General features: G+C 63.9%; 18 protein-coding genes. 7 read left to right on the top strand and 11 right to left on the bottom strand.

All coding sequences use genetic code 11. The features are described from left to right. Positions 1 to 64: 64 nt before the first annotated feature. On the top strand, positions 65 to 331 hold the full coding sequence (locus ACPJW8_RS04750) for a type II toxin-antitoxin system prevent-host-death family antitoxin (protein WP_330186671.1): 267 nt from the start codon (positions 65 to 67) through the stop codon (positions 329 to 331). An 8-nt stretch (positions 332 to 339) separates the two neighbouring features. Next, positions 340 to 726: a type II toxin-antitoxin system VapC family toxin gene (locus ACPJW8_RS04745; RefSeq protein ID WP_330186670.1), complete on the top strand. Its 387-nt coding sequence runs from the start codon at positions 340 to 342 to the stop codon at positions 724 to 726. Positions 727 to 848: 122 nt separating this feature from the next. Here the strand turns inward: ACPJW8_RS04745 and ACPJW8_RS04740 are convergent, their stop codons facing one another. From ACPJW8_RS04740 to ACPJW8_RS04730, 3 genes are read right to left on the bottom strand one after another with little or no spacing between them, the layout of a single operon-like run. Then, positions 849 to 1,457 carry a hypothetical protein gene (locus ACPJW8_RS04740; RefSeq protein WP_330186669.1) on the bottom strand — a complete coding sequence of 203 codons (609 nt, stop codon included), beginning with the start codon at positions 1,455 to 1,457 and terminating at the stop codon, positions 849 to 851. 14 nt (positions 1,458 to 1,471) lie between these two features. Further along, positions 1,472 to 2,200: a sortase domain-bontaining protein gene (locus ACPJW8_RS04735; RefSeq protein ID WP_330186668.1), complete on the bottom strand. Its 729-nt coding sequence runs from the start codon at positions 2,198 to 2,200 to the stop codon at positions 1,472 to 1,474. 20 nt (positions 2,201 to 2,220) lie between these two features. Next, positions 2,221 to 2,994 carry a hypothetical protein gene (locus tag ACPJW8_RS04730; RefSeq protein WP_330186667.1) on the bottom strand — a complete coding sequence of 258 codons (774 nt, stop codon included), beginning with the start codon at positions 2,992 to 2,994 and terminating at the stop codon, positions 2,221 to 2,223. A gap of 280 nt (positions 2,995 to 3,274) precedes the next feature. Between ACPJW8_RS04730 and sigK the strand changes: the two genes are divergently transcribed. Both sigK and ACPJW8_RS04720 read left to right on the top strand, forming a co-directional pair. Beyond that, on the top strand, positions 3,275 to 3,883 hold the full coding sequence (gene sigK, locus ACPJW8_RS04725) for an ECF RNA polymerase sigma factor SigK (RefSeq protein WP_330186666.1): 609 nt from the start codon (positions 3,275 to 3,277) through the stop codon (positions 3,881 to 3,883). Position 3,884: 1 nt separating this feature from the next. Further along, on the top strand, positions 3,885 to 4,721 hold the full coding sequence (locus ACPJW8_RS04720) for an anti-sigma factor (RefSeq protein WP_330186665.1): 837 nt from the start codon (positions 3,885 to 3,887) through the stop codon (positions 4,719 to 4,721). A 4-nt stretch (positions 4,722 to 4,725) separates the two neighbouring features. On the opposite strand, the gene ACPJW8_RS04715 is transcribed toward ACPJW8_RS04720, so the two are convergent. Next, the gene (locus ACPJW8_RS04715) at positions 4,726 to 5,610 is read right to left on the bottom strand and encodes a helix-turn-helix transcriptional regulator (RefSeq protein ID WP_330186664.1); all 885 of its coding nucleotides are present in this window, start codon (positions 5,608 to 5,610) and stop codon (positions 4,726 to 4,728) included. Between the two features lie 156 nt (positions 5,611 to 5,766). Here ACPJW8_RS04715 and ACPJW8_RS04710 point away from each other — a divergent pair, with 156 nt between their 5' ends. Together ACPJW8_RS04710 and ACPJW8_RS04705 are read left to right on the top strand one after the other, a co-directional pair. Next, on the top strand, positions 5,767 to 6,216 hold the full coding sequence (locus ACPJW8_RS04710; RefSeq protein WP_330186663.1) for a DUF4383 domain-containing protein: 450 nt from the start codon (positions 5,767 to 5,769) through the stop codon (positions 6,214 to 6,216). Between the two features lie 183 nt (positions 6,217 to 6,399). Continuing rightward, entirely contained in the window at positions 6,400 to 7,323 is a 924-nt protein-coding gene (locus ACPJW8_RS04705) for a hypothetical protein (protein ID WP_425256414.1), read from the top strand. 88 nt (positions 7,324 to 7,411) lie between these two features. Here the strand turns inward: ACPJW8_RS04705 and ACPJW8_RS04700 are convergent, their stop codons facing one another. Beyond that, a complete protein-coding gene (locus tag ACPJW8_RS04700; RefSeq protein WP_330186661.1) occupies positions 7,412 to 8,485 on the bottom strand; it encodes a hypothetical protein in 1,074 nt (357 codons plus the stop codon). A 111-nt stretch (positions 8,486 to 8,596) separates the two neighbouring features. Here ACPJW8_RS04700 and ACPJW8_RS04695 point away from each other — a divergent pair, with 111 nt between their 5' ends. Then, complete coding sequence (locus tag ACPJW8_RS04695) at positions 8,597 to 9,349, top strand: metalloregulator ArsR/SmtB family transcription factor (RefSeq protein WP_330186660.1); 753 nt, start codon at positions 8,597 to 8,599, stop codon at positions 9,347 to 9,349. A gap of 188 nt (positions 9,350 to 9,537) precedes the next feature. On the opposite strand, the gene rbsD is transcribed toward ACPJW8_RS04695, so the two are convergent. The 6 genes from rbsD to ACPJW8_RS04665 all read right to left on the bottom strand — a co-directional run bounded on the left by rbsD (position 9,538) and on the right by ACPJW8_RS04665 (position 15,438). Then, the gene (gene rbsD, locus ACPJW8_RS04690) at positions 9,538 to 9,921 is read right to left on the bottom strand and encodes a D-ribose pyranase (RefSeq protein ID WP_330186659.1); all 384 of its coding nucleotides are present in this window, start codon (positions 9,919 to 9,921) and stop codon (positions 9,538 to 9,540) included. Next, a complete protein-coding gene (locus tag ACPJW8_RS04685) occupies positions 9,918 to 10,850 on the bottom strand; it encodes a ribokinase (protein ID WP_330186658.1) in 933 nt (310 codons plus the stop codon). The genes rbsD and ACPJW8_RS04685 overlap by 4 nt, the downstream gene beginning before the upstream one ends. Continuing rightward, positions 10,847 to 11,791 carry a substrate-binding domain-containing protein gene (locus ACPJW8_RS04680; protein WP_330186657.1) on the bottom strand — a complete coding sequence of 315 codons (945 nt, stop codon included), beginning with the start codon at positions 11,789 to 11,791 and terminating at the stop codon, positions 10,847 to 10,849. The genes ACPJW8_RS04685 and ACPJW8_RS04680 overlap by 4 nt, the downstream gene beginning before the upstream one ends. 38 nt (positions 11,792 to 11,829) lie before the next feature. Next, on the bottom strand, positions 11,830 to 12,801 hold the full coding sequence (locus ACPJW8_RS04675; protein WP_330186656.1) for an ABC transporter permease: 972 nt from the start codon (positions 12,799 to 12,801) through the stop codon (positions 11,830 to 11,832). 62 nt (positions 12,802 to 12,863) lie between these two features. Then, a complete protein-coding gene (locus ACPJW8_RS04670) occupies positions 12,864 to 14,405 on the bottom strand; it encodes a sugar ABC transporter ATP-binding protein (RefSeq protein ID WP_330186655.1) in 1,542 nt (513 codons plus the stop codon). 1 nt (position 14,406) lies between these two features. Further along, positions 14,407 to 15,438 (bottom strand): LacI family DNA-binding transcriptional regulator, encoded by a 1,032-nt coding sequence (locus ACPJW8_RS04665; protein ID WP_330186654.1) that lies wholly within the window; start codon positions 15,436 to 15,438, stop codon positions 14,407 to 14,409. Positions 15,439 to 15,779: the final 341 nt, after the last annotated feature.

Raw genomic sequence — 15,779 nt, 5'->3', positions numbered from 1 at the left:
GTGGGCTGTCAGGAAGCTGATGGCGTACGGACCCCACGTTGCTACGATTGCTACGGAGGCTCTCATGACAACAATTCCGCACCGCGAGCTCCGCAACCAGAGCAGCAAGATCCTCGAACGAGTCAGGAACGGCGAAACCATCGACGTGACCAATAACGGCGAGGTTGCCGCCACGCTGATCCCACCGGCGTTGTCTCCGCTGGAACGGCTACTCCTGGCCAGCCAGGTACGTCCCGCACATCCAGGCGCCGTCGATTTCGTGGCCATACCGCGCGTCAAGCTGACTGAAACGACGGCGGAGATACTCACCGATCTTCGCGGCGACCGTTGATCGTCTTCGTGGATACATCGGCTGTCCTGAAGCTGATGGTCGAGGAGCAGGAGTCCACCGAGACGGCCGAGTACCTCCAGATCATGGCCTCTAACGGGCACCAGTTGGTCGGGTCCATGCTCCTCTACACCGAGTTGCACGGCGCAGGACATCGGCGTGGCATCCCCAGCGAACTGGTTACCGCGGTACTGCAGGGCATTAATCTTGTGGACCTGATTCGTTCGGACCTGATGTACGCCGCTGCCTTGCCAGGAAAACTGCGGAGCGCCGACGCAATCCATCTGGCCACGGCCATCCGCGTCCAGGCCGACGAACTGGTGGCCTATAACGCGGAGCTGCTGGCGGCTGCCGTCGAAGCCGGACTGACTGTCCAGTCCCCCGGCCGGACACGCTAGACCCCTGCACACGAAACTGACTGGCAGACGACGTCGTGAAATCGCGTTTTGACGACGTTATCTGCGAGTTAGTTGGGAGGAGTCCGAGGCAGTTGGGAGGGGTCCAGTCAGTTGGGAGGGGTCTAGGGGTGTTCCTTCCAGCACGCCAGGATCGTGGTGGACAGCTGGTAGGCAAAGGCAGTCGGCGTGATCCCCTCCGGGCCCAGCTGCTCCGGGAGGCCCGAGGCGTCGACGTGCAGGATCATCCTGTCCTTCTGGAAAACCGCCGAGCCGTCCGGGGTTTCGTAGGCCGGGAATCCGAGGTTTGCCAGTCCCTCAATGGGCCGGGCGTCCACTGCCAGTGCCTGCATCGCATCGAAATAGTTCAGCGCGGACGACTGGTCCGCCGCTTCCTGGACTGAGACGACCAGGTCCCCGTCGGGCAGGTGGTAAGTGCACGTGAAGGTGCTGTTGGACCACGTATTTACAGTGTGCGGCTCCGCTTCCAGGCCCAGGATGGAGACCACGTTGCCCATGACCTGCCCGCCGCACACCATCAGCGAGGCGTCGCTGGGGCCGTCCGCCGGGGTTCCGGATGAAGAAACAGCGTTCGACGTCGAACCATGCGGAGTGCCATGGGCGCCGTGGCTGCCGTGCCCCTCTGCGCCCGCAGCTGAGGCACAGCCTGCGAGCAACAATGAGGCCAGGGCCAGGAGCGCCAGCCGCCTGCCGGGGAAGTTCAGGTTTTTCATGGAGTCCGTCCTAGTCAGGCCTTGAGTTTCGCGTAAACGACGTAGTTGTCGTCGAAGAGGCCCGTGTTGGGGTCGTAGCCGTCGCAGGTGATCAGGCGCAGCTCCGCACCGGGCGTGTTGCCGTACACCTCGAAGGTGGGAAAGTCGTTCTTGCTGTAGGTGGCGCCGCGGTCAACCGTGAATGCCGCTGTACTGCCATCGGAGCGGGTCACGCTGATTTCCGCGCCCGGCGTCAGCGAGCGCAGATCGGCGAACACGCCCTTCGCCCCGCCCAGCGCGTTCACGTGGCCCAGCATCACAGACGGCCCGCGCTCCCCCGGCGTCGGCGATCCCGTGTACCAGCTGGCAGGTGCCCCGTTGCCGGAATCCAAAGGGACCTCGAGCGAGCGGTTCTCGCGCAGGCCAAGATGGAGCAGGTCCGTGCGGACGCCGATGGACGGAATGCTGAGCGTCACCGGGGCCGAGGGGGCAAGGACCGGGAGCCCGGCATCTGGTGCATCCGGAGCACCCGGAGCAGCAGACGCAGCAGACGAACCAGGGGGCACCGACGGCCCATTCGGGGAATCCGAAGCCGACCCACCCGAAGCAGCCCCGGGAACAGTAGCGAGCACAACGGGTGCGTCTGAAGCGGAAGGTGACGTGCCGCCGTCGGACATTCCGCAGCCGGTAAGGGCCAGCAGGAGCAGGACCCCCGCCGCCGCGGAAGCGCCAAGGCCTCCGCGGCGGACGGGAAACAAAACCACAGGAATCAGTCCCGCGCGGATCAGGCCGCAGCGCCGCGGCGGCGGATCACGTAAGCCCCGCCGGCCAGTGCAACGAGTCCCAGGCCGGCACCGAGCGCGACTGCCCCTGCAGAGGAGTCACGGAAGGATTCGGCAGCAACGCCGGTGTCCGCTCCGCCCACGGGCATCGCCATGCCCTCGGCCAGGGTTCCGCACAGTGCCGGCGAGGTGGCCGCCAGTGGCAGTTCGGGAACCAGGTCGCTCTTCGCTTCGGCGGCGGCCGGAGTGAGGGTGGCCGGATCCAGGCCGTGAACAACCACGACGGCGGTGCCGGCTTCCAGCGAGGCCTTGGTTTCAGCGTTCAGTTCGAACGTCCTGTCCACGGTGTAGCTGCCGCCCTGCCCGGCCACCTTGAGGTCCAGGCCTGCGGCGGGGCTGGTGTCGCCGCTGGTGGAAAGCGTGGTGACGATGCCGCCGTAGGACGGGGCGCCTTCGGTGGTGGAAATGACGCCGTCGCCGTTTCCATCAACGGACGGCGTGGGGCAGGTGCCCTGGGCTCCACCGTGGATGTGCTGGACGTGCGGGTAGGGCGCGTCCATGAAGGTCTGGGCCAGGCCGGAGACCTTCAGGACGGCGTGGGCCTGGTTGCCCGTGACGTCCACGGTAATGGTGCCGGACGCGGAGCTGCCGTTGATCTGCGCCAGCGTGGACTGGTAGGAATGCGGGCCGTCGTGGGCCATGGCGGGTGCTGTGGAAAGGGCCATTGCTCCCAAAGCCAGGGTGGGAACTGCCATAAAGCGAAGCGTCTTGTTCATTTCGAGAATCTCCTCATACACGTCCATGTGATGGTGCCGTCCCGGAAGGGGGACATGGGTACTTCGGAGCACTCCTCGACAGGGATGGGTGCGCGCTGCAAAGTATTTTTCGACGGCGGTCCCACCCGTCCAGACGGCCGGCGGCGCCGAATACCTTTCGTTGGCAAGCGAAGTTGGCGGACGTTCCCAGGGACGGCAAAAGGGACGACGGCAGCCGGACACGGATCGGGAGGTGGAAGAAGTGACTGCGGTGATGACGCGCGACCTATGCTGGGTAGTGATGGAAACTCCCAACGCCTCCACCCCCGCGCTCGGGGCCGGGACCGGTGCTGCCGGTACGGACCTGAACCGGCAGTTGGGTGCGCTCCTGGGCCAGATTGCCGGTGGCGACAGGGCCGCCTTTGCGGAGTTCTATCGACTCACTTCGCGGCGCGTGTTTGGCATGGCGCGGCGGGTCCTGATCGATCCCGAGCTCAGTGAGGACGCCACCCAGGAGGTGTACCTGCAGGTGTGGCAGAACGCTTCCACGTTCAACCCGGCCACCGGCAGCCCGCTCGCCTGGCTCATGACCATCTCCCACCGGCGGGCCGTGGACAAGGTCCGCTCCGCGCAGTCGGCCACGGACCGTGAGGCAAAGTACGGGGCCAACAGCCAGGAGATTGAGCATGATTCGGTCTCCGATGAGGTGGGCAGCCGGCTGGAGGCCGAGGCCGTGGTCCGGTGCCTGGAGACGCTGACGGCAACGCAGCAGGAATCCGTACGACTGGCGTACTACGGCGGCCTGACCTACCGGGAGGTTGCCGAGCGCCTGAACTCGGCAATTCCCACCATCAAATCCCGCATCCGGGACGGACTGATCCGGCTGAAGACCTGTTTGGAGGTGAGTTGAGATGACCAGCATGAACACGAACGACGGCGGCAGGGGCTCCCGCGCTTTCGCCACCGATATTGCCACTGACCTCAAGGCCGGCCGCGCCGTTGAACTGGCTGAGATTTACGCGCTGGACGCAGTCAGCGATGACGAGCGGGAAGCGATTGACGCCTACATCTCAGCCGCACCACAGGCAGAGCGGGACGCCTTCAACGAGCGCGTCCGCACCGCCCGGGAAACCCTGGCCCTCAGTTTCACGGTGGAGGAAGAGCCACCCGCCGGGCTGCTGGAGCGCACCCTCGCCCAGCTGCCCGAAGCACCCCCGCAGTCCGGAACGCAGGCACCCGGGGATGTTCCGGCGTCGGGCGATGAACTCCAGGCCGCACGGCAAAAGCGTGAGGAACGACGCCGGCCTTCCGCGGCGCGGAGGTGGCTGATCGGGGCTGTGGCTGCTGCTGCCCTGGTGCTTGGCGGGCTGGGCATCGGCTCCTACGTGGCAACGCAGAACGATCCCGTGAACCAGGTGCTGCAGGCCCAGGACGTCCGCGAGGCAACCGTGGACGTGACGGGAGGCGGCACGGCAACCGTGGCGGTCTCGGCGTCGAAGGATGCCGTGGTGGTGCGGATGAAGGACGTTCCGCCGCCACCCGCAGGCAAGGTTTACCAGATGTGGCTGATCCCGGAGGACGGCTCCGCGCCGGTGTCGCAGGGCCTGATGGACGCGGAGGCCCTGTCCAAGCCGGCGGTGGTGAACGGGATCAGTTCGGCGTCAGCGCTGGGGATCACCGTGGAACCCGATGGCGGGTCTGAATCCCCCACGCTGCCTACCGTGGCCGCCGCCCCGCTGGATACCTAGGCCGCTAAACGCTGGGTGCGTTGGCCTGCGCGGCCTGGACGATGTTCTCCGTGGCGCCCCAGGACGCCAGCAGCCGGAGTGCCTCGTCAGACGGGCTGCCGGGAACGGCGGGAAAGACCGTCAGCGCGTGGCCGGGGTCTTCCTCAAGTTCCATCACCTGGTAGTTCAGCTCCAGCAGCCCCACCACGGGGTGTCGGAAGACCTTGGCCCCTGAATAGTGGCGCCGGACGTTGTGGGCTGCCCAGCGGACCCGGAACTCCTCGCTGCGCATGGACAGTTCGCCCACCAGCGCGGCGATCCCCTTGTCATGCGGCGCGCGGCCGGCCTCGCGGCGAAGGATGGCCACGTTGGCGTTCGCAGCCTGCTCCCACTCCGTGTAGAAATCCTGCGAGCGCGGGTCCAGGAAGATGAACCGGGAATGGTTGGCGGGCCGGGCCGGGGTGCGGTACATGTCCGAGTACAGGGCGTAACCCAGTGCGTTGGCCGCCACGATGTCCATCCGGTTGTTTCCGATGAACGCAGGTGCTGTGGTGATGGCGTCCAGGAGGTGCTGCAGTACGGGCCGGACGACGGCGGCCGGTGCACCGGCTGGGCGCCTGCGGCCCGGCCCGGCGGCGCGGGCGAGGTCGTAGAGGTGATCGTGTTCTGCGCGGTCCAGTTCCAGGGCCTGGGCAATCGCATCCAGCACGCTCTCCGAAACCCCTGCGAGGTTGCCGCGCTCCAGCCGGGTGTAATAGTCCACGCTGACTCCTGCCAGCAGTGCCACCTCTTCGCGCCGGAGGCCCTTCACCCGACGGCGGCCACCGAATTGTTCAAGGCCTGCCTGTTCGGGGGTGATGCGTGCTCGACGGGAGGCCAGGAATTCCCGGACCTCGGCTCTGTTATCCATACGGCAACGTTACGACGATTGGCGGAGCCGGTGGGAGGCACTGCCATAACCCGTCTCACGCAAAAACTTTTTTGATGATCCACCCATCCGGCCCGCGATACGCAGCGAATAACAGGCATCACCATCAACGCACCATCGCATTCAGGAGAGATCATCATGACTACCCATTCGCTCACACGCACCACAGGCCGCACCAATGTCCAGAAGGCATCCATGGCCGTAGGCGCCGTGTTCCTGCTGGTTGGTGTCCTGGGATTCGTCCCCGGCATCACGGCCAATTTTGACCAGCTGCATTTCGCCGGACACCACTCCGAAGCCATGCTGCTGGGCCTGTTCCAGGTGTCCGCACTGCACAACATCGTCCATCTGCTCTTCGGCGCGGCCGGACTGATGCTGGCCCGCAGCGCCGGCGGCTCCAAGTCGTTCCTGCTCTACGGCGGCATCATCTACCTGGTCCTGTTTGTCTACGGCCTGGTGGTCCCGCAGGATTCGGCCGGCAACTTTGTGCCGCTGAACAGCTTCGACAACGTGCTGCACCTGCTGCTGGGTGTGGGCATGGTGGCGCTGGCGCTGGTCCTGACGCGGGGCCGGAACAGCATCCGCTAGCAGCTTCGTTCACCCAGAAGGTGGCGGCAGATCATTCTGCCGCCACCTTCTTGCTCGGCCTGCCGTTCCAGCGCCCATGAACGATGAAATGTCATACCCCGTACATACCCTCAATCTTGCACCGGTAATTACTGGCGCACCGTTCGCATTCGCATCGAATGCACGCAGTATTGGGGGTTTGAAATGGCAAGCAAATTTAATCCGCCGCCGAATTGGCCGGCGGAGCCGGACGGCTGGGTTCCACCCGCCGGTTGGCAACCGGATCCCGCCTGGGGTCCCCTCCCCGAAGGATGGCAACTGTGGATTGACGACGCCGTTGACCCACCCGCTGTCCCTGGCAAAAGGAACTGGTTTGCACGGCACAAGGTGCTGAGCGTCGTTGGCGGCGTGTTGGTTCTTGGCCTGTTCGGCAGTATTGCCAACGGGGCCAATGGCGGCTCCCAGGCGTCCCCGCTCATGGCGGAATCGCCCAGCCCCACGGCAGCTCCCGCCGTCGCCACCAAGCCGGCCCAGGCAACTACGGCTCCGGCACCAAAGCCCACACCGACGCCCACGCCTCCGGCGGCTCCGGTCATTCCGCCCGCCGTCGAGTATGCAGGTGTGGGCGATTCCATCCTGGCTATCACGAAGCCGGCTGGAGCGGACGTTGCGGCGATCGTGACGTTTACCCATCAGGGAGGCAGCAACTTCGCCGTGTGGAGCCTTGACTCGGCGATGGAGCGCAACGATCTCCTGGTCAACACCATTGGGGTTTACGGTGGGACGGTTCTGATGGACAAGCGTTCCGCTGATAAGTCCTCCTCACTGGAGATCACCGCGGACGGTCCGTGGACAGTCAAGGTGGCATCGGTCCAGAGTGCAACTCCCTGGGACGGGACGATGCCACTGACCAGTGGGGGCGACAACGTCATCCTGTACAGCGGCAAGGCTGGAGCTGCTTCGGTCACCCACGATGGCAGCAGTAACTTCGCTATCTGGGGCTACGGCAGCCGAAGTGACCTGCTGATCAACGAGATCGGCCCGTACTCCGGCACGGTCCGCTGGATGGCCGGCCCTGCCATCTTCGAGGTATCGGCCGACGGCGGCTGGACAGTCACGCTGCAGTAGCCGGCATCCGTACGGCATCCGAAGGGGGTGGCTGGTTTAACGCCCAGCCACCCCTTTTCCACGACGTCGACCGGTCGAGATAGGTAGCCTAGGATGGCGCCGGAGCCCAGGAGTCGCGGTTGGATTTCCGGGTCCAGTGCTGTCGTGGACCCTCCCATTCACGGGCAACGTCCGTGAGCCAGATGGTGCTGTCCGGATCCCACCCGGCCATGACCGTTGCCGTTTGGTCATCCAGGTCAAGTGCCCTCGTCGCCGCATTGAGGTATCCCATAACGGTCAGGTGGACGGCGTCCCAGGTGCCGGCGACTCTCTCCCAGTCCGGAATCACCCACCTGCCCTCGCCGCGGCCGGTCACCCGGTACCAGTCGTGCCGGCGGGAAGCGGTGACGTCCAACGGAAACTGCCGGCACAGCTCTATCCAGTCCTCTGCCGTCCGGATTTCCAGTGTCTGGCCTACTCCGCGGACAGGAATCGTGGTGGCGTGCTCCCAGCCCAGGGAATCTTCCACGAGTGTGAGCCCAGCCGGAACGCGGCCGACTGTTTTGACCAAGCCGAGAGGGATGGACCACCAGGTGCCCCCGATGTTGGCGGTTGGATCAGCCGGACGGTCGATCTGGGACCTTGCTTCCTCGGCCCGCGTGTTGCGCCCCCACTCGGCGAGCTTCTGTTGCGGGTTCCTGGGCAGCGGAGCCGGATCTTCCGGCGAACGCCAGTCGATGGCCCACTGTTCAATTCCACGGGGCTGCCACCACCACTGGATCTCCGGTATGCGAATGAGCTGCTGGGCGATGTTCTCCAGCGCCAGGGAAACAACCGGGATTGCTGCGAGCCGGTCGCCCTCGTCCGGCTCCTGCCAGTACATCGCCGCGTCGACCGATCGATCCAGCGCTGACTGGATTGCTTGAACGCCAAATCCTGTGGGATGGATAGCTGCCAGCAGGCCTGCCACGTCTTCGTCGGAGGGAGCATCCGGGCGGCTTGCAGTTTCCCCATAGGACGAGGATGTGGACAGCAGCACCGTATGGCTGCCAACCGTGTTGCCGTTGCCGAACCTCCACCAGAAGGCGGCACTCCTGACGTCGTCATCCAACTCCATGGCCAACTCGAGGCACAGCCGGCGTCCCCGTGGTCCCTGCAGCAGGAGTTCCCCATATGACGTCATGGGTTCATCCTTGCACCCGGAATCCGGTGGTCCATCAGAATCGAGCCGGATTCCGCACTGCTGCTCTCCAAAGCCTAGACATGTGACCAAACAGTCACCTATTCTTTAACCGTGGACGCCGTATTCAAGGCCTTGGCCGACCCCACCCGCCGGGATCTGCTCGACGCGCTCTTCCAGGAGGACGGGCAGACGCTCCACGCCCTGGAGGCGCACTTCGAGATGACCCGCTACGGAGTCATGAAGCACCTCAAACTGCTGGAGGAAGCCGGCCTGGTGGTCACCCGCCGTCGTGGTCGAGAGAAACTGCACTTCCTGAATCCGGTACCCATCCGCCTGGTCCACGACCGTTGGGTCAGCAAGTACGCAGAACCATGGGCCGCTGGCCTCAGCGACCTCAAAACCAGATTGGAAAGTCCCATGGAAAAGATCTTCGAAATCTACATAAAGACCACTCCGGAACGACTCTGGGAAGCCATCACCGACAGCAATATCCGCAGCAAGTACCAGTTCGGCAATGCCATCCAGACCGATTGGACGCCGGGTGGCCGCTACGAAATGAGCAACCCGAAAGCCGGTGCCCCGCTGGGCGAAGGCGAAAACCTTGAAGTGGACCCGCCGCGCCGGCTAGTCCAGACCATGCGGGCCCTCTGGGGCGAGGACGTCAAGGCTGAAGGAACCTCCCGTGTCACTTGGGAAATCGAGCAGGTGGAAGATTCATGCCGGCTCACCGTCACCCACGACCAGCTCCGCGAAGGAGCCAACGAACAGCTCTACGGCGGCTGGCCCATGATCCTCTCCGGCCTCAAGACCTGGCTGGAAACCGGCGAAACCCTGACGACGCCGGGATCGCTGATGTACACCTGAGGCACCAAGGCCTGGCCCGGGACGGCGCTGCAACCCCGGGCAGGGGTTGGCTGACGGCCGCAGAACAGGTGATGAAGAGATGCATAAACGGCCCGGATGTTGCCCGGCACGTGGGCGCGAGTCAGGAAAACGCAGCACGGTCCCTGGCGTCCGGTTAGCCGGGCAGCAGGGACGGTGTGGCCGACGCTTTAGAACGAAACCCCGCAACTCAGCAACGCATTGGCGTAGGGCGTGGCTTCCCCTGTCCGTATGAACAGCTTGGCGGAACCGGACAACGCCTTGAGCTCTGCATGGCTGACATAGCTCAACGGAGCGAAGTGCTTGTCAATCCATGTCTCGGCCTCCGTGCCCCGCAATTCACTAGCCACGATGGCAGATTCGAACACCAGGTCCTGCAGGAGTGCCGCCAGAACTTCCTCGAACCTAGGGATACCGTGCACCAATGCCAAGTCAATGACCGGGACTCCGGACGGTGCCGGCATGCCGCAATCAGCCAGCAACACCTGATCGCCGTGTCCCAGCCGACTCACTGCGGCATTCAGGTCAGCGTTGAGTATTCCGTGGCGCTTCACGCGTGCACCTCAGGCAATAGGTCCCCCAGGGATGGATAAGACGCCTGGGTTCCATGACCCCGCACAGCGAAAGCTCCCACCCGGACTGCCAAGCGGGAGGCGTCAAGAAGTGAGGCCCCTGCAGCAAGAGCTGTGCTCAGTGCGCCGACGAATGCGTCACCGGCGCCGGACGTGTCCACGGCCTGAACGCTAGGCGCAGGCAGCAGCTGCGTCCCGCCGTCGTCGGAGCAAATAGCCCCATCCGCGCCCCTTGTCAGGACCACCGAAGGGATTCCCTGGGCCCGCAGTGCAGCCACCAAAGCCTCGTCATCGACCGGAGCCGCGGATTCCGGTGCCAACTGCGAGAGCACCAGGGCTCCTTCGTGCTCATTGACTACGAGCGGGTTGGCGCTACGGATGACTGCCGGGTCAAGGGCTACTACCGGAGCCAGGTTCAGCACCACACGTCCGGTGGCAAGCCTGGCCGCGGCGGCAATTCCGTCAGCCGGGATTTCACCTTGAAGCACCACGACGGCGGCTTCCGCGATCTGAGCCGCCGCCGACTCCACTGCCATTGCATCCATGACAGAGTTCGCGCCCGGAATGACGACGATGGTGTTTTCACCGTTCTCGGCCACGCAAATGATGGCCAGCCCCGTGGGCGCATCCGCTGTCCTCAGGGCGCTAAGGTCCATGCCCGAGGCCTGCAACAGCTCTGAGGCCAGTGCTGCGTTGGCATCGTTTCCTATCGCGCCAATGAGGCTTACGTCTGCGCCCAGTCGGGCCGCAGCAAGGGCCTGGTTGGCTCCTTTTCCGCCGGGCAGCAGCGTAAGCGAACTGCCCAACAGGGTCTCACCTGGTAGGGGATGACGCCCTATGCGGATAACTTGGTCCAGATTGATGGAGCCAACTACGGCGACTTTGCCGCCGAGCCCTTGCTGTACTGTCACTTGCTGAATTCACCGACGTTCTTTGCGTTGACGGTCACTACGCCGACAGGAACCGTTGCCTCGATCTTTTCGCCGTTGAGGACCTTGGCGATCTGTTCGACAGCCAGCTGACCCAGCTTTCCCGGCTGCTGGGCGATGGAAGCCACCAGCGTGCCGTTCTCGATAGCGGCGAGCCCGTCAGTCGTTCCGTCAAAACCGACGACCTTGACCTCTTTCCCGGCCTTGGCGCCCAAAGCCTGGACGGCGCCCAGGGCCATTTCGTCGTTCTCAGCGAAGATTCCGGTCACGCCCGGGTTGGCTTGGAGCAGGTTTGTGGTGACATCCAATGCAGCTGCGCGGTCGAAGTTGGCAGTCTGCTGGGCCACGATCTTAATGTCGGGGAAGGCCTTCATGCCTTCCATGAAACCGGCGCCGCGGTCACGGCTGGCCGAGGTTCCCGCCACGCCCTGCAGCACAATGATGGATCCTTTCTCGCCCAGTGCGGCTGCGAGTTCCTCCGCAGCCTGCTTGCCGCCGGCAACGTTATCGCTGGCCACCAGCGAGGAGAGCGTCGCGTCGTTCACCGTGCGGTCCACGCCCACTACCGGTATATCTGCCTTGGTCAGCGCGGTGACCGACGCTGAAGCCGCGTCGGAATCAACCGGGTTGACGATCACTCCCTTAGCCCCCGATGTCTGGGCGTTCGCCAGCTGGTTTGCCTGGTTTGCTGAGTCATTTTGCGCATCCACGACCTCAAGCTGGATGTTTGCAGCCTTGGCGGCCTCCTGGGCGCCGTCACGAACTTCAACGAAGAAGGGGTTGTTCAGGGTGGAGAGCGCAAGGACAACTTTGGGGTTGCTGCCCGCTGCTGATTCGCCGCCGCGGTTGCAGGCAGTGGCGCCGGTGACCAGGAGTGCGCCTACTGCAGTCAGCGCGAGGGCGCGATGGAGGGAGAGCTTCATTGTTCTTTCCTTTGATTGGAGGGGGAAACTTGGGAAGGCTAGCTGGAGCGGGTCTTTCGGCGAAGGACGTCTATGCCAACGGCCAGGGCGATGACGACGCCGATCACCACTTGCTGCCAGAAGGAGGTCACGTTCAGCAGGTTCAGGCCGTTGCGGATCACTACCAGGACCAGTGCGCCGACGATAGTGCCGGAGATCCGGCCCAAGCCACCCGCAAGCGAGGCGCCACCAATCACGACGGCGGCAATAGCGTCCAGTTCGTAGCCGGCAGCAGCCTGCGGCTGGGCGGAGTCCAGCCGGCCGGCCAGCAGAAGGCCTGCCAGTGCGGCGAAGAGACCTGCCAGTGCAAAGACCGTGACGGTGATCTGCTTCACCGGCAGCCCTGAGAGCCGTGCCGCTTCAGCGTTGCCGCCGACGGCATACATGGAACGGCCAATCACGGTCCGGTTCAGGATGAAAGATGCGACCGCGGCTGCGATCACCAACACGATGATAGGGGTGGGGACAGGGCCGATATTGCCGCCGAGGAAAGATACCTCAGGTGCCGTCTTGATCGGGCGGCCGTCGGAAATGACGAGTGTGAGGCCGCGGGCGATGCTGAGCATGGCCAAAGTGGCGATGAACGAGGGCAGTTTTCCGTAGGCGCTGGCTGCACCGCTGACGGTTCCCACCACCAGGCCGGTCAGCAGGCCAGCCACAAGTGCCAGTCCCCCGGGCAATCCTGAGTTGACGAACATGTAGCCGGACACCATGGCGCTCAGGGCCGCGACCGAGCCGACGGACAGATCAATGCCGCCGGCCACAATCACGAATGTCATGCCGAATGCAAGGATGGCAACGGTGGATACCTGGATGCCGATATTGAGCAGGTTCGGCCCGGTCAGGAAGTCGGGCGTGATGATGAACAGCGCGAGGGCCAGCACCAGAAGCCCCACCAGGGCGCCGTTGTTCGCTAGGAACTTTTTGATATCGAAGCCCTGATTTTGCTTGGTCAGCGTGGCTGTGGACATGTGGGTGTTCCTTGTCTGGGTCATTGTGGTCTGAGGCACCGCCGGCTCCGGGCGGGAGGTATTCATTGGTCTTCATCCGTATCGAGGGCAGCCAAAGTCATGACGGCGTCCTGAGTGGCGTCGGCAGCTGACAGTTCGCCCGCGATCGCGCCCTCGCGCATGACAAGGATCCGGTCGCTCATGCCAAGGACCTCGGGAAGTTCACTCGAAACCATCACGATGGCACCGCCGGCGGCGGTGATCTGGTTCATCAGTTCGTAGATTTCGACCTTGGCGCCAACATCGACGCCGCGGGTCGGCTCATCCAGCAGCAGCACCGATGATTCGGCCATAATCCAGCGTCCGAAGACAGCCTTTTGCTGGTTTCCGCCGGAGAGAGATCGGATGGGCTGGTCAATGTGGTGCATGCGGATACGCAACTTCTTGGCGATTTCTTCCGCTTTCGAGCGCTGACCGGCGAAATCCGCCAACCCCAGCCGTGAGCTGGACTTCAGCGTGGCGTATCCGAGGTTCTCGTTCACGGAGGCGTCCAGCACCAATCCCTGCGTCTTGCGGTCTTCGGGAACGTGACCGAGCCCGGCGGCAATAGCCGCCCCGACGTCACCCTTGGGCAACCTTTTGCCGCGCACGGTGACCTGGCCCACGTCGTGCTTGTCCACCCCGGCGATGGCACGGATGACCTCGGTGCGCCCGGCCCCTACGAGGCCGGCGACACCGACGATTTCACCGGCTTTGACGTCGAAGGAGATATCGCTGAACTTGCCTTTGGAGCCCAGCCCCTGGACTTCAAGGACAACCTGGGGATTTTCCGGCTCGCTGGCGCGGCGCGGGAACTGCTCGTCGATGCTGCGGCCCACCATCAGCCTGACCAGTTCATTTTCGTCGGTGGAGCCTGGAACTTCAGCGATGAATTCGCCATCGCGCAGCACGCAGACAGAGTCACCAATTTCGGCGATTTCCTCAAGGTGGTGACTGATGAACAGCATGCCAACCTGTTCGGCACGCAGTTCTTCAACCACCCGGAACAGGTTTTCGGTTTCGTGTTTTGTCAGTGCGGCGGTGGGCTCATCAAGAATGAGTACCCGCGCATTGATGCTCAACGCTTTCGCGATCTCCACGAGCTGCTGCTGGGCGATACCCAGCTCGCTGACCGGGGTATCGACGTCCACACGAAGCCCGATCCGGTCCAATGCCATGCGCGCCTGGCGCCGCAGCTCGTGCCGGTCCACCAGTCCGAACTTCTTCGGTGTCCGTCCCAGCATGATGTTCTCAGCGACACTCATGCTGGCCACGAGGTTCAATTCCTGATGGATGGTGGCAATGCCGTGGGCCTCGGCCGCCCGGGTGTTGTGCAGCGTAACCGGCTGGTTGTCGACCAGGATCTGCCCGCCGTCCGGCTGGTAGACCCCCGCCATGATCTTGATCAGGGTGGACTTTCCCGCCCCGTTTTCGCCAAGGAGCACCTGGACCTTGCCCGGATAGACACCGACGGTGACGTCCTTGATCACCTTGACGGGGCCGAAGGACTTGCTGATGTTTTTAAGCGTGACGACGGGCTCAGCGCCACGCTCTACGACGCTTGGATTGGAGGAGCGATCGGTCATGTCAGTTCTTCCTCTGGGTGGTCATAGTGTCCGAAAGGCGATGCGATGATGACTTTCGGACGATGAGCTCGCTGGGCAAAGTGATGGAAGCGGGCGCTTCGCCGCCGATCACTCTCAGCAGCAGGTCCACGGATGTCCGTCCCATGTCCTCCACGCTGTGCGCGATCACGCTCAACGCAGGATTCAGCAGAGCGAACCAATTGATGTTGTCGAAGGCGACAAGGGCGACGTCTTGCCCAATCTGGATGCCCAGTTCATGGAGTTTTGAGACGGAGCCGACGGCCATGGGACTGTCTGCTGCGAGGATGGCCGTGGGCGGGTCCTCGAGCTGGAGCAGCTGCTGCGTGGCTGAGGCGCCGCTCGCGAGCTGGAAGTCGCCGAACACCGTTAGGTCCGGGTCCTGATCCAGTGAAGTGCCGCGCAGCGCCTCGACGAAGGCGCTGTACCGCTCGCGGCCGGTGGAGATTGATTGCGGTCCTGCGATGTAGCCGATCCGCCGGTGGCCTTGCTCCGAAAGATGTTGGACGGCCTGGCTGATACCGGGGCGGCTGTCCGTGGTGACGCTCGGGACATCAACCCCGCTCACGGTCCGGTCCACGAAAACTGTAGGAATGCCACGGTTCAGGAATGAACTAATGGATCCCTTGCCGTCACCTTGCGGCGCCACGATCACACCGTCAACGCGCTGGTCTATAAGGGTGTCCAGGAACCTGTTTTGCTGGTCTTCGAGTTCATTGGCGTTGCCGAGCAAAATGACGTAGCCAGCCTCAAGGGCAGCCTGTTCCACAGCGTGCGCCAGATCGGCAAAGAACGGGTTCCGCACGTCCGACACCAAAAGGCCCAGCACATTCGTCTTGGTCGAGCGAAGGCTGCGGGCCTGGGCATTTGGGCGGAAGTCCAGCTGCTCGGCGGCGGCGGTGACCCGTGCCCGGGACTCGCTGGAAGTAGCCGGATGACCGGACAGCACTCGGGATGCAGTTCCCAGGGAAACGCCTGCCAGTGCAGCGACATCCTTGATGGTGACGCTGGTCATCGTGAACACTCCTTCGTGTGTGTGGCAGGGCCGGTCCCAAGTATGGATCCAGGGTTGCTCAGTGGGAACGTTTCCATGGGAACGTTTCCACAATGGTAGACATCCGCTGTCGCATGTGTCAACCGTCACGGAGGCCCCTCCAACGAGTCCCTTCATCTCGGGCATGGATCCTCGACGACATAGACTTTGGTCCCGCTCAGGTTGAGTGCTGCCATACAGCCGGGGGCTGAGGCCGGCGCTCCCGCAACTGCTTCCGCAGTCCTAGCGGCCTGCGCGCATCAGGTGCCGCGCTGCCCTGGCTCCCTCGGCACCAAGGTTCCTTCTGCTGGAACCCACATGCC

It is taken from the genome of Pseudarthrobacter sp. J47 (assembly GCF_049810315.1).
GTDB lineage: Bacteria > Actinomycetota > Actinomycetes > Actinomycetales > Micrococcaceae > Arthrobacter.
This window is presented reverse-complemented; position numbering and strand designations above follow the sequence as displayed.